Annotated in this window: 16 protein-coding genes; 12 read left to right on the top strand and 4 right to left on the bottom strand. The window is 65.6% G+C overall.

Features of this window, described 5'->3' with window-relative positions:
- Positions 1–94: 94 nt before the first annotated feature.
- From ATSB10_RS14615 to ATSB10_RS14625, 3 genes are all read right to left on the bottom strand, one after another.
- Positions 95–1,150 carry a LacI family DNA-binding transcriptional regulator gene (locus ATSB10_RS14615; protein ID WP_063673487.1) on the bottom strand — a complete coding sequence of 352 codons (1,056 nt, stop codon included), beginning with the start codon at positions 1,148–1,150 and terminating at the stop codon, positions 95–97.
- A gap of 128 nt (positions 1,151–1,278) precedes the next feature.
- Complete coding sequence (locus tag ATSB10_RS14620; protein ID WP_063673488.1) at positions 1,279–2,133, bottom strand: ribonuclease H-like domain-containing protein; 855 nt, start codon at positions 2,131–2,133, stop codon at positions 1,279–1,281.
- The gene (locus ATSB10_RS14625) at positions 2,130–4,556 is read right to left on the bottom strand and encodes a DEAD/DEAH box helicase (protein WP_063673489.1); all 2,427 of its coding nucleotides are present in this window, start codon (positions 4,554–4,556) and stop codon (positions 2,130–2,132) included. The genes ATSB10_RS14620 and ATSB10_RS14625 overlap by 4 nt, the downstream gene beginning before the upstream one ends.
- 219 nt (positions 4,557–4,775) lie before the next feature.
- On the opposite strand from ATSB10_RS14625, the gene ATSB10_RS14630 reads away from it, so the two are divergent.
- The 3 genes from ATSB10_RS14630 (at position 4,776) to ATSB10_RS19805 (ending at position 10,868) form a co-directional block, all read left to right on the top strand.
- Complete coding sequence (locus tag ATSB10_RS14630; RefSeq protein WP_063673490.1) at positions 4,776–5,615, top strand: energy transducer TonB; 840 nt, start codon at positions 4,776–4,778, stop codon at positions 5,613–5,615.
- Between the two features lie 223 nt (positions 5,616–5,838).
- Positions 5,839–6,882, top strand: coding sequence for a S1 family peptidase (locus tag ATSB10_RS19050; RefSeq protein WP_083966241.1), 1,044 nt, complete (start codon positions 5,839–5,841; stop codon positions 6,880–6,882).
- 440 nt (positions 6,883–7,322) lie between these two features.
- A complete protein-coding gene (locus tag ATSB10_RS19805; RefSeq protein ID WP_063673491.1) occupies positions 7,323–10,868 on the top strand; it encodes a patatin-like phospholipase family protein in 3,546 nt (1,181 codons plus the stop codon).
- Positions 10,869–11,229: 361 nt separating this feature from the next.
- Here ATSB10_RS19805 and ATSB10_RS14640 read toward each other — a convergent pair whose 3' ends face one another.
- Positions 11,230–12,171 (bottom strand): integron integrase, encoded by a 942-nt coding sequence (locus ATSB10_RS14640; RefSeq protein WP_063673492.1) that lies wholly within the window; start codon positions 12,169–12,171, stop codon positions 11,230–11,232.
- A gap of 557 nt (positions 12,172–12,728) precedes the next feature.
- On the opposite strand from ATSB10_RS14640, the gene ATSB10_RS19425 reads away from it, so the two are divergent.
- The 9 genes from ATSB10_RS19425 (at position 12,729) to ATSB10_RS14670 (ending at position 18,190) form a co-directional block, all read left to right on the top strand.
- The gene (locus ATSB10_RS19425; RefSeq protein ID WP_157469279.1) at positions 12,729–13,115 is read left to right on the top strand and encodes a hypothetical protein; all 387 of its coding nucleotides are present in this window, start codon (positions 12,729–12,731) and stop codon (positions 13,113–13,115) included.
- A gap of 89 nt (positions 13,116–13,204) precedes the next feature.
- The gene (locus ATSB10_RS14645) at positions 13,205–13,435 is read left to right on the top strand and encodes a hypothetical protein (RefSeq protein ID WP_063673493.1); all 231 of its coding nucleotides are present in this window, start codon (positions 13,205–13,207) and stop codon (positions 13,433–13,435) included.
- 78 nt (positions 13,436–13,513) lie between these two features.
- Positions 13,514–13,810 carry an immunity protein Tsi6 family protein gene (locus tag ATSB10_RS14650; RefSeq protein ID WP_063673494.1) on the top strand — a complete coding sequence of 99 codons (297 nt, stop codon included), beginning with the start codon at positions 13,514–13,516 and terminating at the stop codon, positions 13,808–13,810.
- Positions 13,811–13,874: 64 nt separating this feature from the next.
- The gene (locus tag ATSB10_RS19430) at positions 13,875–14,102 is read left to right on the top strand and encodes a hypothetical protein (protein ID WP_157469281.1); all 228 of its coding nucleotides are present in this window, start codon (positions 13,875–13,877) and stop codon (positions 14,100–14,102) included.
- Between the two features lie 72 nt (positions 14,103–14,174).
- On the top strand, positions 14,175–14,666 hold the full coding sequence (locus tag ATSB10_RS14655) for a P-loop nucleotide/nucleoside kinase family protein (RefSeq protein ID WP_205631060.1): 492 nt from the start codon (positions 14,175–14,177) through the stop codon (positions 14,664–14,666).
- Between the two features lie 89 nt (positions 14,667–14,755).
- Positions 14,756–15,058 carry a hypothetical protein gene (locus tag ATSB10_RS19435; protein ID WP_157469283.1) on the top strand — a complete coding sequence of 101 codons (303 nt, stop codon included), beginning with the start codon at positions 14,756–14,758 and terminating at the stop codon, positions 15,056–15,058.
- Positions 15,059–15,145: 87 nt separating this feature from the next.
- Positions 15,146–15,415 carry a hypothetical protein gene (locus ATSB10_RS14660; protein ID WP_063674517.1) on the top strand — a complete coding sequence of 90 codons (270 nt, stop codon included), beginning with the start codon at positions 15,146–15,148 and terminating at the stop codon, positions 15,413–15,415.
- 244 nt (positions 15,416–15,659) lie between these two features.
- Entirely contained in the window at positions 15,660–16,709 is a 1,050-nt protein-coding gene (locus tag ATSB10_RS14665; RefSeq protein WP_063673495.1) for a bifunctional nicotinamide-nucleotide adenylyltransferase/Nudix hydroxylase, read from the top strand.
- A 62-nt stretch (positions 16,710–16,771) separates the two neighbouring features.
- Positions 16,772–18,190 (top strand): nicotinate phosphoribosyltransferase, encoded by a 1,419-nt coding sequence (locus ATSB10_RS14670; RefSeq protein WP_063673496.1) that lies wholly within the window; start codon positions 16,772–16,774, stop codon positions 18,188–18,190.
- Positions 18,191–18,210: the final 20 nt, after the last annotated feature.

Consider the following 18,210-nt stretch of genomic DNA (forward strand, 5'->3'; position numbering starts at 1 on the left):
GCCGAAGAAAGTCGCCGGGCCATGCGGCCTCCGCCTTCTCTGCAATCGTTTGCACTAAGACCCGCAAGAGACGACTTCGTGCTGCGCTGCACGATCAACCGTGGGCGGGCGAACCGGCGGCGCGGCTGCTTTCGCGCTCCACCAGGCGGGTATCCAGCACCCGGGCGCGAGTCACCGACTCGCCCGCAAGCTGCGCCAGCAGCTGCTCCACCATGGCGGCACCGCCTTCGTGGATCGGCTGGCTGACCGTGGTGAGCGGGGGATTGAAGTGCCGGGCCAGCTCGACGTCGTCGTAGCCGACCACCGCCACGTCCTCGGGTACGCGGCGGCCGCGCTCGCGCAGCGCGCCGATCGCGGCCATTGCCAGCAGGTCGCTGCTGGCGAACACGCCGTCGATGTCGGCCTGTTCGTCGAGCAGGGCGGCCATGGTCTGCCGCCCGCTCTCGACCAGGAACGGCACGTTGGCGCGCAGCCGGAGTTCCACGCCGTGCTCCTTGAGCGCCGCGGTGAAGCCACGAAAGCGCTGGGCCACCTCGGGCAGGCCGGTATCGCCGAGGAACACCAGCCGTTGCCGGCGCTGCGCGATCAGGTGTTCGGCCACCAGCCGGCCACCCTGCACGTTGTCGCCGCCTACCGTGCAGTAGTGCTGGCGCGGCAGCTTGGCACCCCAGACCACCAGCGGCAGGCCGCGCTCGGCCATTGCGTTGAGCTGGTCGTGGTGGCGCCACTGGCCGATCAGGATCAACCCTGCGGCGCGTCCGCCGTCCACCAGCGAGGCGGCGGCGTCCAGTCGCTCGGCGTCGATGCGCGACAGCAGCATCTCGTAGCCGCGTTCGGTGAGGGCATCGGCCAGCGCGCCGATCATCCCGTGCAGGAACGGGTCGGCGAAGCTCTGTCGCGTGCCCGGTTCGTACGGCACCACCACGGCGATGGTGCGCTTGACGCCGGAGCGCAGGTCAGTGGCGACGCTGTTGACGGTGTAGTTGAACTGGCGCGCCAGGGTCTGGATACGCTCGCGGGTGTCTTCGCTGATCAGCGGGCTGCCGGCCAGCGCGCGCGACACGGTGGAGGCCGAGACCCCGGCCAGCCGGGCCAGGTCGGCCATCTGCATGCGCTTGCGCGGGTCGGGGGGCGTGCCGCGCCGGTTCATGCAGCCGCCCCGGCCGGGGTGCGGAGCGACGCGCGGGAAGAGCTCATGGGCGTGGCGTTCATGATGTTCGCAACCTGCGGGTACTGCACGGGCAAGCGCCGAGCCTAATGCAGGCCCCGACGGCCTGCCTAGCTTGGCCTGTCCGCGCCCGCCCCGCCCAGTGCCGACAGCCGCAACAGCACCCCGGCCAGGCTCTTCAGGTCCTGCGCGTTGTGCGCGGCGACCCGGCGCAGGTTGGTCGCTGGCCCGCCACGCAGGTAGGTGAGCCAGGCGGCCGGGGCCTCGGACCCGGGCAGGTCGTCCTCGCGCAGCACGCCGAGCAGCTGGCGTTCGGCGGTGGCGAGGCGGCAGTTCTCCCAATGGCCCTTCCAGTGCCGACGCACCGGATGCAGCAGGTCCAGGTGATCGAGCCCGGCCAGCGGATTGGCCAGCCGCGCGAGGCGGTAGCGCGTGGCCAGCAATGGCGCGTCGTAGCACTTGCCGTTGTAGCTCACGAGCACGCGCTGCGGGTCGAGCCAGCCGGCGAAGGAGCGCAGCATCGCCGGCTCGGCGGCCATCGTGGTGATGGTGAGCTGGCGCAGCCGCAGCCGGCCGTTCTGCCAATCCGCGGCACCGATCATGAAGGCGCGCGTGCCGGTGCCGCCGGCCAGCCCGGTGGTCTCGGTGTCGAAGTGCAGCAGGCGCGCCGGGTCGATGTGGTCCTCGCGCCGGGCGAAGCGGGTGTCGATGGACGCGGGCGGGCCGGGCCAGTCGACGTGTTCCTCGGTGTAGCGCAGGCCGGGGGCGATCTCCTCGCCGAACAGCTCGCGGTCGCGTGCGGGGAAGGGCGTGCTCGGTCGCGCGTGCGAGCGGGCGCGCACGCCGAGCAGCCAGCGCAGGTCCTCGGTGGTGGTCTTGCGCGGCGCGGGCACTGGCGCCGGTGCCGCCACGGCCTGGCCGGCCTGCGCGCGCAGGCCGCGCAGGCGATCGCGCAGCGCGCTCACAGGCTGGCCAGCAGGGAAAGCACGCGCTCGGCCAAGGCCTTGGGTGCACGCTCGGCGGCCTCGTCCACCGCCAGTACCGGACCGACGCAGGCCGGGCAGCCGTAGTGGCAGTCGCAGCGCTCAAGCAGCGAACGCGCCTGGGCGAGCAGATCCTCGCGCCGCTCGAACAGCGGGGCACTCAGCCCCACGCCGCCGGGGAAGGCGTCATACAGATAGACCGTGGGCGTGAATGGCGCATCGGGTTCCAACGCGGTGGGCTGGCCGTCGGCACCGCGCAGCTGACCGCGGCCGCTGGCATCGCTGCTGACGAACCACGCGCCGTCGCCGCTGCCCACCGCCTTCTGCAGGTCGCGCGATTCGGCCATCACCGCCACGGTGGCGACGATGTGCAGCGCGTAGGCGGCGCCGAGGAAACCGTCCAGCGCCTGCTGCCGTTCGTCGAAGGCCTGCTGCAGCGTGCGCTGGTCCAGCTGCCACCACACCGCGGTGGTGTGCAGCTCCTGGTCGGGCAGGTTCACCGGGCCGTAGCCGATATTCTCGTGCGTGTAGTAGCGGATCTTCTTGTAGCCGGCCACGCGGCGCACCACGTGCACCTCGCCGTGGTGCGCCTGGCCGCGGCCGGCCGGCGCGCTGCCGAAGGCGTCCAGCACCTTGAGCTTGGTGTAGTCGATCGCGTCGGTGTAGTAGTCGACGTGGGTGCGCGTGACGTAGGCCTTGCGCCCTTCCCAGTCCAGCCGCTCCACCTGGTAGGGCGTGGCCTGGATCAGGTGGATCGCGCCTTCGTACAGGGTCAGCGCGGCGGCGGAGTAGTCCACTTCGGCGAGGATGGTCTGGCGCCCGCCGGTGCGGTCCACCACCACGAAATTGCCGTCGGCCACCGCGCGCAGCGACACCGCGTTGGCCGGGTAGCTGTCGGCGATCCATTCCCAGCGCTCGCCTTCGCGATGCAGCACGCCTTCCTCGCCCAGCACCTCCAGCCACGGCGTGGCGACCTCGTTGCCGAACACCTTGTGGCCGACGAACGGCAGCTCGAACGCGGCGCAGCGGATGTGATCGAGCAGGATCAGCGGCTGGTCCGGCGCGATGCGTGCGTGCTCCGGCGGCGCGCCCTCGAAGAACTCCGGATGGCGCACCAGGTACTGGTCCAACGGATCGGAGCTGGCCACCAGCACGCCCAGTGCTGCCTGCTGCCGCCGGCCGGCGCGGCCGAAGCGCTGCCAGGTCGCCGCCACCGAACCGGGGTAACCGTTGAGCACCACCGCATCCAGCGCGCCGATGTCCACGCCTAGCTCCAGCGCCGAGGTGCTGACGATGCCGTCCACGTGGCCCGCGCGCATCGCCCGCTCGGCCTCGCGCCGCTCGGTCGGCAGGTAACCGCCGCGGTAGGCGCGGATGCGCGGCGGCTTGCGCGGGTCGTGGTCGAACACGTCCTTGAGGTACTTGGTGAGCACCTCGACCATGCTGCGGCTCTGCGCGAACACCAGGGTCTTCAGCCCCGCCTTGATCGCCAGCCGCGCGATGCGGTTGCTCTGCGATCGCGCCGAGGCGCGCAGGCCGAGATCGGGATTCACCACCGGCGGGTTCCACAGCAGCACGTGGCGGTCGCCCGAGGGTGCGCCCGATTCGGTGATCGCATGCACCGGCGCCTCGATCAGCGCCTCGGCGTGCTGCTGCGGATTGCCGATGGTCGCCGAGCACAGGATGAACTGCGGGCGCACGCCATAGAACGCGCAGATGCGCTTGAGCCGGCGGATCACGTTGGCCACGTGCGAACCGAACACGCCGCGGTAGCTGTGCACCTCGTCGATCACCACGTAGCGCAGGTTCTCGAAGAACTGCGCCCACTTCGTGTGATGCGGCAGGATCGCCTGGTGCAGCATGTCCGGATTGCTCACCACGATGTCGCCGTGCAGGCGGATCGCCTGCCGCGCATCGCCCGGCGTGTCGCCGTCGAAGGTGAATGCCTTCACCCCCAGCTCGCCGGCGCGGTTGAGCTCCAGCAGCTCGGCCACCTGATCCTGCGCCAGCGCCTTGGTGGGAAACAGGTACAGCGCCTTGGCGTTGGACTGCATCGCCGCCGCGATCACCGGCAGCGTGTAGCACAGCGACTTGCCCGAAGCGGTCGGCGTCACCACCGCCACATGCGCCCCCGCCTGCGCCGCCGCCCACGCCTCGCCCTGGTGCTTGTAGAGCTGGGTGATACCGCGCGCCCGCAGCGCATCGGCCAGCGCCGGTGGCAGGTCGTCCGGCAGCGGTTCGTACGCGCCTTCGCGCCCCGGCACCACGAACGAGCCGGTCACTCGGCCGGCGTAACGCTTGGCCAGTCGCGCCGCCAGCGCGCCGCCGTCAGCCGGGCCGCGCAGCACCCGTTCATCGGCAGCAGCCTCGTCGGCGCGGTGGGCCGGATCGATCAGGGCGTTCATGGCGTGGCTCGTGGAAGGGCGGGCGTCGCAGTAGAGCGGTGGCGGGTCTCACCGCATGAGACGTCTCGCAGGGAGGGCGTCGGAACGGGTGGGTGCCGTCAGGAGAGCCGTCCCGACCATTGTTGACAGCCCAGGTGCTTCGCTCGACATTGCGGCGAAGCCAGGGCTGGGGACCGCCTCGCCCGCGCGAACACCACCCATTCACCAAGGAAGGCGCCGATGAAGAAGCTCATGTGTGCAGCGCTGCTCGCCCTCGTCGCGGCAGCCGCCCATGCGGGTCCCAGCAAGAATCTGGAAACCTCGGCCGTGGTCGACGGCTCCATCGTGCTGGCCAAGGACGGGGCAGTGCAGCTCGCCACCGTGGAGCACCCGGAAAAATACGGCCAGCCCATCGCCGATCTGGTGCGCAAGGTGGCGCTGACGTGGCACTTTGATCCGGTACTGCGCGATGGCGTGCCCGTCATCGCCAAGGCGAGCATGCACGTGCGGGTGATCCTCACCAAAAACGCGGACGGCAACTTCACCGCACGCGTCAAGGGCGCCACGTTTGGCGGCGATAACGCGGACACGCCCGACAGCCTGTACAGCGAGAACCAGCAGACGATCCGTCCGCGCTATCCGATGGCCGCCATCAAGGCCCGCGTGCAGGGATCGGTCTACCTGGCGCTGCACATCGATCGCGAGGGCCACGTAAGCGACGCGGTGGCCGAGCAGGTCAACCTGGAAAACACCGGGCCGGACGGCGTGCTGCGGAAATATCGCAAGCTGATGGCACAGGCCTCACTCGATGCCGCCCGCCGCTGGACCTACCGTGTGCCGACCACCGGTCGGCTCGCCAGCCAGGACAGCTGGACCGTGCACGTGCCGATCGTCTACACCCTCAACGAGGTGGGTGCTCCCCGGGTCGACCGCGTGTGGCGAACCTATGTGCCCGGCCCGTACACGCCGGCGCCGTGGGTCGACAAACCCAACATGGCCACCGCCGATGCGCTCGCCGACGACGGCAGCTATACCGAAGGTGCCGGGCCGGTGCTCCGCACCTCTTTTGATCACGGCTGATCTGTCACTACAGCAGTAAGCAGTTGTCGTTGGAGAAAGCCTGGATCGGGCCGCCTTATCTAGCTGCCAAAGGCGAACCTGGCCCCTTTTTTTCCGCTGGTTGCCACGACTTGGCTGATCGCTAAAGTCAGTACACGCCTACCGACACCATAGTTGTACAAAACGCACAAACATTGGTGTCGTAAACGTGGTTCATTGAATTTAAGCATTGAGCATTGGGGGCATGATGCGCAACGTCTACCTAAAAGCCAAAAGCGCTATCGCATACGTCGCAGTTGAGACGAGTGATGGCGACGAATCTATTGGAACGGCTTTTCATATCGGTGACGGCTACTTCGTCACAGCCAAGCATGTCTTAGACGGCAACCGAGTCCAAGAGGTAAGTATTACGCAGCCGCTAATCGCTAATACCTGTTATCACGACAATCATTTGAACGAGCAGATCAGGCCACGCACGCTTAAGGTTATCGGGGGACCGTGGCTAGCAGATGGGGATATCGACGTTGCTGTCATTCGCGTGGACGCAGCGGAGGATATTCCAGCGATTAAGATGGACTCAATCCATGATATTTATCAGTCTGAAGATATCCGTCTCCTTTCTCCCGTAATTTGCATTGGCTATCCACCAATACCTTTGACAACGCATCCTTTTCAAGTCGCAGTTGATGGGAAGATCAATGCACTGGTCAGGGTTAGAGGTAGTAGTTACCTTACATACGTTATCTCGGCCACTTCTAGGGGGGGGTTCAGCGGTGGCCCTGTGATAGACGAAGCGGGGCTCGCCATTGGATTGGTGACAGAGTCACTTGTTAGAGACAACCATCCCGTCGAGGCCGGATTCTTCACATGCCTAAGTATTTCAGCTGCTGCAGATTTGGCAATTAGATCGGGCTGGTCACCCGACGACTCAGTATTCTACAGGGACATAGAATCACTGGCTTGGGTAAAGCTTGCCATGCCCGAGACGGTCAGACTAAATCCGCATGCTCATGACGCAAGTATCTATGTGTATGATGATGACAGAGATGTTATCATAACTTTTTCTTCCCATGATCAAAACGCTCTAAGTATTGCTGAGTCGGCGTTTGCATCGATCTGCCCTTTGCATGAGCGCGAGCTTGTAAATGATCAGTGGATTTGGACGCCTAAGAACAACTCTCCCGCTAGTGAACTCAAACACGCCGCGATTGCAGCCCGAGACGCTCTGATTGCCACGGGATTTTGTATTGTGGCGGAAAGATTCTCCGGAGGCCGGGGTGATGCCTAACAATTGCGTAAGAGACTACCGATCAAAGAACGGGTCAGATTGACTTATCTAACTCGTGAGATAAAAGGGGACGGAGGTAATTAATCCCCATCCAACTCCGCGACAGACTTGCGCGAAAACAGGAGTCAGAGTCGACTTTCGTTCGCTTGGGTAGCATTTGCCGCTGATCATCCCCGACCTGAAGCGGAGCCCCCGCCGGCCGCGGACCCCATCACCGCATGTCCTTGCGCGTCCGTGCCCCTAGGAGTACAGAGAGCGCTCAAGCCGGGGGGCTGTCTGGGCAATAGGGTTGGGGGGTGGACCCTCGAACCGGTTGCCAGCGCACGACCATCGGTGGCGACAGGGATGGACGGCCGACATGGGGATGTTGCCCGTCCGGGTGGTGCGGGATCGCGGCGCGCGCGCGGGGGCGCCGTGCCGCCTGACGGGGGACGCGTCGTATGGGCATCGAACAGACACTGCCGGCCGGCGCCAGCCGCGACCGTGACGCCGTGGCGGAACGCCGCGCGGCACTGACCGACGCCGACGGCAAGCCGCTGCTGGCAGCGGATGCGCCGGTGATCGGGCTGGCGCTGTCCGGTGGTGGCATCCGCAGCGCCACCTTCTGCCTCGGCCTGCTGCGAGCGCTGGCCAAGCGCGGCGTGCTGCATCGCTTCGACTACCTCTCGACCGTGTCCGGTGGCGGCTACATCGGCGCGATGTTCGGCCGGCTGTTCCACCGGGGATCGGGCACGGCCCGCGACGTCGAGGCCGGCCTTGCCGACGACCGTTCGCTGCTGCTGTGGTGGCTGCGCAACAACGGGCGCTTCCTGCTGCCTTCCGGCGGCAAGGACATCCTGCAGGCCTTCGCCGGCCAGTGCCGCAGCTTCGTCGCCACCCAGTTCGAGGTGATGGTGGTGTCGATGTTCCTGGCCTGTGCGGTGGTGCTGCCGCACGCCGCCTATTCCTGGGTGCTGGGGCCCAGTTCGGTGCCGCTGGTCGGCGTCACCCTGTGGTGGTGGCTGCTGCCGCTGCCGGCGGCGGCGGCGCTGGCGGCCAGCTACGGCTACTGGATGCTGGGGATGGGCCCCGGCGGTGGCTTCGCCGTCGCCCTGCTGGCCACCGTGCTCGGCGGTTACCTCGCCTGGCTGGGCTTTCCCTCGTCGACGCCGCTCGATGGCGCCCTGCTGTGGGTGGTGCGCGGCGTGGCGCTGGTGATCCTGCCGGTGGTGGTCGGCTGGTTGTTCGCGACGGTCAGCAACCGTCGCCGCAGCCAGGAGGAGAGCCGCGTCGTGTACACCAAGGCGCTGGCGGTGTCGTTCGGTGCGGCGGGGATATTCCTGCTGCTCGGCGGGCTGGACACGGAAGGCTGGCTGCTGCGCGACGTGTTCCTGGCGGTGCTGCACGGGGAGTGGCAGTTCGCGCTGCCGTGGGGGGTGGGCTGGACCTCGCTGCTGGTGATCATTGCCCGGGCGATCGCCCCGCTGCTGTCGTCGAAGGACCGGATCGCCGCCACCGGCCTGCCGCTGGAGACGCTGGGCAACCTGATCGGCATGGCGCTGGTGCTGCTGGTGACGGTGTTCTGGCTGGGCGTGTTCCAGATGATCCTGCTGCCCAACGACGACACCTCGCTGATGGGCCTGCCCTCGGCCTACCTCTACCTGCCGGTGGTGGTCGTGGCCGGCCTGCTGTTCCTGCTGCTGACCGGTAACCAGCTGCAGCAACTGAACCGTTCGTCGCTGCACTATTTCTACCGTTCGCGGCTCGCGCGCACCTACCTGTCGGTGGGCAACGTCGCCGCCGCCGAAGGCGATGCGGCCGGCCGCTTCCCCGCGAGCCCGCTGGTGGAGACCAGCCGCGCGCTGAGCGCGGCGACCCAGCGCGTGACCGACCTGCTGCCCGGCGATGACGTCGCATTGGGCGACTACCGCCCGCACGCCGCAGGCGGCCCGGTGCACCTGATCAATTGCTGCATCAACCAGACCACCGACGACCGCACCGGCATGTACAACGCCGACCGCAAGGGCGTCAGCCTCACCGTCGGACCGCTGGGCGTGGAGACCGGCACACAGCTGCCGGACGTGTCTTCGCCGTCGACGCTGGAAGGCACCACGCTGGCCGAGTGGGTGGCGATCTCCGGCGCCGCAGTGGGTTCGGGCATGGGCTCGTTCACCAGGCCCGGCGTCGCCGCGATGACCTTCCTCAGCGGCTTCCGCCTCGGCTACTGGCAGCGCTCGCTGCTCGCGAACGCGGCGAGGTCCCGCGTCGGCCTGGCCAAGTACGTGTCCATGCTGCAGGAGATGTTCGCGCGCTTCCCGGGCCTGAATGCGCCGTACTGGTATCTCTCCGACGGTGGCCACTTCGACAACACCGGGGTCTATGCGCTACTCAAGCGCCGCCTGCCGCTGATCGTGCTGGCCGACTGCGGCGCCGACCCGCAGTACCGCTTCGGCGACGTGGAGAACCTGGTGCGCAAGGCGCGGATCGACCATGGCGCGCTGATCGAGTTCGTCGATCCGGCCAGCCTGGCCGCGGTGGCCGGGCCGCTGGCGGCGCGCTTCGCGACCCCGGCGTCGATGGCCACGGACGACGGGCAGGCCTGCCTGTCGCTGGCCCGGATCACCTACGCGGAAGGACTCCGCGGTGCGCTGCTGGTGGTGAAGCCGCGCGTGGTGTCCGACCTGGACCTGGACATCGCCGGCTACGGCGGGCGGCATCCGGACTTTCCCCAGCAGAGCACCCTCAACCAGTTCTTCAGCGAGGAGGAGTGGGAGGCCTACTGCGCCCTGGGCCTCTCGCTGGGCGGGTTGATCGACGCGTCCGTGCTCGATGCGGCGACAAGCTGGGCATGGCAGGCGGACGTGGCGCCGATGCCCGCGCCGACGCCCGGCCCGCAAGCCGGCGATGCGCCGAAGGCGCCGCGGCGGCTGGCGGCCACCATCGGTACCTCGCTCGGCGCCGGCGCGGTCCTCACCAGCGTGCTGGCGGGCTGGCAGGCCTGGAGCGACTACCAGAAGCACCTGGACGCCCAGGATGCCGAGTTCGTCCGCGACGCGAACGCCGTCTTCGACGAAATCAGCCGGGCCGGCAGCACGTTCACCAAGAAGCTCGACTTCCAGATCGAGGTCCTGCGTGGTTTCGCCAATCGCCACGATCTTTCGAGCGGCCAGCAGGCGACCCTCAGGGACATCGCCGAGCAGGTCAGTGCCCTGTGCGGAAAGACCGCCGACGAGGATCTGCAGAACCAGTGCGGCAATGTCGCGGCACGCTGGAGCAGCGTGGGCGCCGGCGTCAGCAGCTATTGGAAGAACTCGCTGGCCACGTACGCCAACTGGCCGACCCGGCCCAGCGCTGCCGAGGTCACGGCGACCGCGGTCGCGATGGCGCCGGAGCCCGCACCCACCATGGCGGCCCCGCCGCCTCCCCCGCCGCCGATGGCCATGCCGGGGGTGCCGGTGACGGCAGCCGGCGAGCCGCCGCCTCCGGTCGAGGTAGCGAGCGCGTCCGCCGCTCACACGCGCCCCCGGACTCCGCCACCGCTGTCGCGCACCCCGCCGCCAGCACCACCCCCGCCGCCGCCGGCCGAGGCGGCCCCAACGGCCGCCCCGGCCACCCGGACGACGGAGGTCGCCCAGAAGTGCACGCGCAGCGACGGTCGCTCGTTCACCCTCTACACGCAGATCTACGACGAAGCGCAGCGCGCGGCGGCGCTGGACCTGCTGTCGCGGGTGCGTCCGCTGGGCATCGTGGTGCAAGGCGTGGAAAACGTCACCGCGACGGCGCAGCGCAACCAGAGCAAGCCACCGATCCCCTGGCGCCGGCCCACGCTGCTGTACGGGCCGGAGGGCCTTGCCTGCGCGCAGGCCCTGGCGCGCTGGATGCAGAGCGACCTCGGCACGGTGCAGGCACTGCCGCTGCCGGCGTCCATGGCGTCCAGCGGCACCGTGATCGAGTTGTGGCTCCCGGCCTCCGCGGGCAGCGACGCGCCGGCGGGCGCCCGGCCTTAAGTTCGCGGTGCTCCCCGGCCGGTCACCATGGCCGGTCGCGGCCATCGACGCCCGCTGATCTCAGAAGCAATGTCGGTGCCGAAAATTAGCCCGTAGTTTGTGCGGACTGATAGACCCAAGTACTCACGTTGGGTCCTGGAGCGAGGCCATAGTAGGTCCGACCTCGCTCATAACAAATAGTTACGGTAGGCCAGACATGGCCCAGGCACGCCATTTGCGAGGGCATAGTCTGTGCTCGGCGTGGATAGCATGTCTGTGGAATTCCGCTTCTAACCCACCGTCGGCATCGCCCGGCGGTGGGCCCTTCCTGTTGACGGTGAGCACCGTCCCCAAGTGTTTAGGGGCGGCGACCGACGCAACCTTAGAGTCGATCCAGGGGACTAATAGTTGTTCGAATCGCCTGATGAACGTGGGTGTAGATCATGGTGGTCTTCAAGCTGCGATGGCCCAGCAGCAACTGAATTGTCCGGATGTCGGTGCCATCGGCCAGCAGGTGCGTAGCAAACGAGTGGCGAAGTGTGTGCACGCTTGCGTGCTTAACGACCCTTGCGGCAACGAGCGCGGTCCTAAACGCCCGTTGCACGGTGGTCTCAGAGGCATGCCACCGCAGCCAGCGCGCGGTCTCCGGGCAGGCGCGTTGGGTCTTCGATGGGAAGACAAACTGCCACGCGAGGCTACGAGAGGCATTCGGGTACTTGCGATGCAGAGCATCGGGAAGTGGGGCAAACCCTCTGCTTCGGGCCAAGTCTCGCTTATGCAATGCCGCAACGCGTAACAGATGCTGCTGAAGAGGTGCCCTCAGCCGCTGAGGCAGGACGCTAGTGCGATCTTTGCTCCCCTTGCCACTTCGGATGTGGATAGTGCCGGCTTGCATGTCCAAGTCCTTCACGCGCAGAGACATGGCCTCAGACACCCTAAGGCCCGCACCGTAAAGCAGCTCGGCCATGAGGCGGGGCGTTCCAGACATTTGGGCCAGTACGTCCCGAACTTCCCCCACCGTAAGGACGGTTGGCAGGCGGGCCGGGCGTTGGACGCGGCGAAGCCCATCAAGGTGGCCAACGTCGACGTCTAATACTTCTCGGTAAAGAAACAGGACGGCGTTGAGCGCCTGGGATTGGGTCGACGCGGCCACCCTTTGCTCGCAGGCCAGGAAATTGACGAACGGCGTGATGCCTGCAGCGCCGACCTCGACAGGGTGTCGCTTAGCGTGGAAGTAGATGTAGCGCCTGATCCAATAGCGGTAGGCGTCTTCCGTACGACGGCTTAGGTGCCTCCGCCGGCAGACCTGAGAAACACGATCCATGAGGCGCGGGGGCTGGGCAGAGATCGGGTTGTTACCCCATTTCCTTGGCTCCTTTGGCTTGCTGGGAAAAGCAGCACGATAGCCGAAAGGCCTAGCCAGCGCTGTCCGGGTTTGCGTCGGATTGTTTAGCGGACATCCGCATCCTAAACTCCACTAAGATCATCGGCTTGTGGGTCAATACGTGTTGTAGCCGACTGGATGTATAACCGGACCGTAGCGTCCGTATAAATAGTAGTTAGGCACCAAGGCAACGATCAACGATCATGGCGACTCAGGAAGAACCACTCTTTTGCTCGGAAGCTTGTAAAAAGACTGAACTCAATCGGTCGGTGCGCAGTTGCACGCTTTGCGGCTCAATCTGGAATAGCCAAGGTGGCAATGCGAGCAGAAATTACTGCAACACCGCCTGGACGATATGCGTTGACTGCGCGAAGAGCCAAGGTCGCTGTGTGGTTTGTGGTGAGCAGGCGCCCGCTGTAGTCGGCGCCTAACATCTCGTTCAAGGCGGACGGCTTCGCCGCCGCTTAACTCCAGCGTTAGGCGCAAAGGGGAATTGCGTGACCGATAAGTTCGATCGCTACACGGAACAGCTCAACACGCTCATGAAAGAAGCCATCGCATGCTCCCCTGAGAGCTGGAGTGAAGGCTGGCTCAGCATTGACTGCGATGGGTCGTACATGAACTACGCGCTCAAAAATGAGAAGGCGAAGGACAAGGCTCAAATCAGTGGCGCATTGAGGCAGCTTTGCGAAGATCTCTACGTTGTCATGCGGCAGTCTGGCGACTGGTGGGTCAGGGCTTCCATCCATTTTTTTCGTCAAGATGGATCGTGGTCCTTCAATGTTGAATTCACTTATCCGAAAAGCCCTAGCGCTAAACCAGCCGCCGGCAGACAAGCTAGTCCAGAAGCTCAGGCCAAGCCTTGGTGGAAACTATGGCACTGAATGCGTGTACGCCTAACAATTCGTTCGAGGCGGACGGCTGCGCCGCCGCTCAACTCCAGCGTTAGGCGTCCAAAGGGAGCAAGCGTTCCATGAAGGTTTTCTTTCACACTAGAAGTCCGCAGCAGCGCGACTGGTACAACGAAGAGCGCGATTTTTCTCGCATCCCCGTTGTGGGCGAGTACGTCGCAACCTCAAGCGACAGTCCTTGGTTTCGGGTCGAGCTCGTCGTGCACACACCATTTCCCTGCGATTTCGACGCAGAGGTTTACGCCGTCGCCGCCGATCACCTTGAGGTGCTAAATGCAACGCTCACAGGCTAGCTACTCTGTCGGCACCCCTAACTCTTCGTCCAAGCGGACGCGCGTACCGCGCGCCGCTTAACTCGGGCGTTAGGTGCAATGGACACTGCGCAGCAAATCGAATGGGCAGCAAAGCAGGTTGAGGCGCTTCCGCACGAGCTGTCTTGGCGTGTCTCAGTCCTGCGCCAGCTTCAGTACTGTCAGGCCGTTCTTTCTGGCACTGAGCCACCCGAGCGCCTCGAAGATCTCACCATGGGCTTCGTCGCCGTGCGTGAACTCGAAGGGTGGCAGCCAGAAGAGCTGCCGAGCACAATCTCAGCAGTCCAGTACGAGCTTCAGCAAAGGTATCTTCCTTACGCAGCAAAGGTGCGCCTGGGCATCCATGGTCGCACCTAACCACTCGTCCAAGCGGACGGCGTACCGCCGCCGCTTAACTCCAGCGTTAGGCGCCACAACAGGCATGTCCGAGCAACCTCCGAAGCCCTACGAAGAGACCGTGTCATGTGAGGCACGCCAGGACGAAGGTGTCGTCTTCATCAAGGTTGTCGCCATGCCGTTTGAGGGCGCGGTCGAGTTCGACGTCACTCAGGCACGAGCATTTGCAGAGCGTATTCTTGCCGCCGTTGAAGCCGTCGAAAGCGGCTGGGTTGGTAAGCCGGGGCCCCCGTCAGTATCAGGTGGCGCCTAACATATCGTTCAAGGCGGACGCGCTTACGCGCGCCGCTTAACTCAAGCGTTAGGTGCGCTCGGGAGCACTCCGGTGATCGAAACAGCAACGCTACACGTCTTCTGCGGCAAGATGGGTGCGGGCAAGTCAACCTTCGCACGGTCGCTGGCGGCCTCATCCGGGGCAGTCCTGCTGTCTGAAGACGACTTGCTCCGCGATCTTTATCCCGGCGGCGTCACGGACTTGGCCAGCTACGTCACCCTGTCTGGCCGCATCAAGCAAGCCTTGGCCGGGCACATCTGCGCGTTGCTGCGCCACGGCACGTCCGTGGTGCTGGATTTCCCGGGCAACACGGTCCGGCAGCGAGCATGGTTCCGGGAGCTCGTCGATAGCTCAGGGGCCAAGCACCAGCTGCACTACCTCAATGTTCCTGATGCCACGTGCAGACAGCAGTTGGCGCAGCGGCGGGCCACAAACGGCGGCGATCCGCTGCAAGATGAGGCCACGTTCAACGCGCTGCTGGCTCACTTCACTTCGCCGAGCCCCGAAGAGCAGTTCTCGGTGGTGCTGCATGAGCGCAACTAACGATTCGTCCTTGCCGACGCCGCTTCGCGGCGCGGCTTAACTCGGACATTTGGCACCAGTGTCGCCACCTCGGCGAATTGAGGCACACGATGATCCCTCAACAAGATCGTTATGTTATGCGCCTGGCTTGGTACGACGAGGAGCAATGGCAACTACTTTGCGCGTTGGTACCCGATCGCGGCGAGCTCGATGATACGTACGAGCAATGGCAGCAATCTGCGCGCCAAGCTGTTCGCGAGATCGAGTCCAGCGGCCGCAAAGTTGAACGCGTCTTTGTCGATGTGCTGGCCATGTCAGAATGGTGCCGTGAGCGAAATGTTCCGTTGACGGGGTCGGCGCGTGCCCACTACGTGGCTCAATTGGCAAACGGGCCTCGCGGCGGTGGTGACTAACCAGTCATTCGAGGCGGACAGCTCTGCCGTCGCCCAATCCCAGCGTTATAAGCCATCAAGACCACAGAAGGATTTTGCGACGTGTCCATGAATATTGAACCAGAGCTCGAAGAATCCTCTCTCAGCGGGCCACTCTCGAGTGGTGGCCGCACGGTGCAGGTGGAAATCTACCGTTTGGTTGGCGAGTCGCAGTGGACGTTGGAGGTGGTGGATGAGTACAACAACTCCACGGTTTGGGACGACACGTTCGCGTCAGAATCCGCAGCATTGACGGAAGCCAAGAAGGCGATCCTGCAGGAAACCATCTCATCGTTCGTCGGCCCAGAAGACGGCAAGTCTGATGGCGAGTGGCGGTAGCTGTATTGCTTGTAGCAATCGGCTCCAGTGCGACGTCCACGTCTTTGGCGCGGACGTACCCGAGTTGACGCGTCAGGCATGTCTCGTGACTGTTGCGACGCGCCATGCTTTTGAGTTGCGCCGATGTTTGAGGCCAGCCTCCCGGCGGGTCACTGCTGATCATTGACTTAGTCCACGGGCGGCGTAGCCTATGTCTCACCTTCTGGGACAGACCCGGAAGATCCAACAACCGTGAGGGATTCTCATGGACTTCGATTACCTGGTCTTCATTGGCCGTTTCGAGCCCTTCCACATTGGGCATGCTGCCGTCGCTCGCCACGCGCTGAGCAAGGCGAAGAAGCTGATCTTCCTGATCGGTTCGGCCGACACCCCCCGCTCCATCCGCAATCCCTGGACCGTCGCCGAGCGCTCGGTGATGATTCGCGCCGCGCTGGATGATGCGGTGGATCGCCTGATCACCCTGCCACTGCGCGATCACCTCTACAACGAGGCGCAGTGGGTCGCCACCGTGCAGCGCAAGGTCAACGAGGCGATCCGCGAGGATGGCGGTCCGGCGGACAGCCGGATCGGCCTGATCGGGCAGGAGAAGGACGCCAGCAGCTACTACCTGCAGGAATTCCCGCAGTGGCCGCTGGTCGATGTGCGCCACACCGAAACGTTGTCGGCCACCGAGCTGCGCCGCTACCTGTTCGAGGCCGGCAAGCTCGACTTCCACGGTGGCCTGCTTATGCTCCGCAGCAACGTACCGGGACCGGTGTTCGAGATGCTCGAGGCGTTCCGCAAGAACGGTGGTGCCTTCGAGCAACTGCTCAACGAGTACCGCTTCATCGAGGACTACCGTGCCGGTTGGTCGGCCGCACCCTATGCACCGACCTTCGTTACCACCGATGCCGTGGTCGTGCACTCAGGCCACGTGCTGCTGGTCCGCCGTCGTTCGGAGCCCGGCAAAGGGTTGTGGGCACTGCCGGGCGGGTTCATCAAGCCGGACGAGACGATCCTGACCAGCTGCCTGCGCGAGCTGCGCGAGGAAACCCGGCTGAAGATCCCGGTACCCGTGCTGCGCGGTTCGCTCAAGAACCAGCACGTCTTCGACCATCCGGATCGCTCGCTGCGCGGTCGCACGATCACCCACGCTTTCCACTTCGACTTCCCCACCGGGGAGCTGCCGCCCGTGAAGGGCAGCGACGACGCCGAGAAGGCGCGCTGGTTCCCGGTCAGCGAGGCGCTGGAGATGGGCCCGCAGCTGTTCGAAGACCACCTCTACATCCTGGAGTTCTTCCTCGGACGGGGCTGATTCCCCCGTCTTCCCGCCGGCGGATAGACCGCCGGTTCACCTGACGCGAAGGAGCTTCCGTCATGCACTACCTCAATAACCTTCTCCTCAACACCGACAGCTACAAGGCCAGCCACTGGCTGCAGTACCCGCCCGGCACCGACCAGACCTTCTTCTACGTCGAGTCGCGCGGCGGCGAGTACGACAAGACGGTGTTCTTCGGCCTGCAGGCCATCCTCAAGGAATACCTGAGCGCTCCGGTCACCCACGCCGACGTGGATGAGGCGCGCGACTTCTTCGCCGCGCACGGCGAACCCTTCAACGAGGCCGGGTGGCGCCGCATCGTCGACGTCCATGGCGGACGGCTGCCGCTGCGCATCCGCGCGGTGCCCGAAGGCAGCGTGGTGCCCACCCATCAGGCCCTCGTCACGATCGAGTCGACCGACCCGGACGCCTTCTGGCTGCCGAGCTACCTGGAAACCCTGCTGCTGCGCCTGTGGTACCCGGTGACGGTGGCCACGGTCAGCTGGCACGTGAAGCAGACCCTGCGCGCCTATCTGGAGAAGACCAGCGATGCGCCGGACGAGCAGTTGCCGTTCAAGCTGCACGACTTCGGTGCCCGCGGGGTCTCCAGTGCCGAGTCGGCGGCGCTCGGCGGCATGGCGCACCTGGTGAATTTCCAGGGCAGCGACACGGTGTCGGGCGTGCTGGCGGCCCGCCGCTTCTACGGCGCCCCGATGGCCGGCTTCTCGATCCCGGCGGCCGAGCACAGCACCATCACCAGCTGGGGCCGCGACCGCGAGGTGGACGCCTTCCGCAACATGCTGACCCAGTTCGGCAAGCCCGGCGCGCTGCTGGCCGTGGTGTCGGACAGCTACGACATCTACCGCGCGATCGACGAGCACTGGGGCAAGACGCTCAAGGACGAGGTGATCCGTTCGGGCGCCACCGTGGTGGTCCGCCCCGACTCGGGCGATCCGGTGGAAGTCGTCCATGAGTGCCTGGTGCGTCTGGATGCCGCCTTCGGCAGCACCGTCAATGGCAAGGGCTACAAAGTGCTCAACCACGTGCGGCTGATCCAGGGCGACGGGGTCAATCCGCACAGCATCGCGGCCATCCTCGAGCGCATCACCGCCGCCGGCTACGCCACCGACAACCTCGCCTTCGGCATGGGCGGCGCGCTGCTGCAGCACATGAACCGCGACACGCAGAAGTTCGCGCTGAAGTGCTCGGCCGCCCGCATCGACGGTCAGTGGATCGACGTCTACAAGGCACCGGCCACCGACGCCGGCAAGACCTCGCAGCGCGGCCGCCTGGCCCTGCTGCGGCACCGCGAGTACGGCACCTACAAGACCGTCACCGTCCCCAACGATGTCCCGACCGTGGAGGCCTACCCGCCGCCGGCCGGCTGGGCGCATGCCCTGGAGACCGTCTGGGAAAACGGCCAGCTCGTGCGCGACGAGTCGTTCGACGACGTCCGCGCCCGCAGCCAAATCATCTAACCCTCAAGGAAGGAGCACTG

Source organism: Dyella thiooxydans (genome assembly GCF_001641285.1).
In the GTDB taxonomy this organism is placed as follows: domain Bacteria; phylum Pseudomonadota; class Gammaproteobacteria; order Xanthomonadales; family Rhodanobacteraceae; genus Dyella_A; species Dyella_A thiooxydans.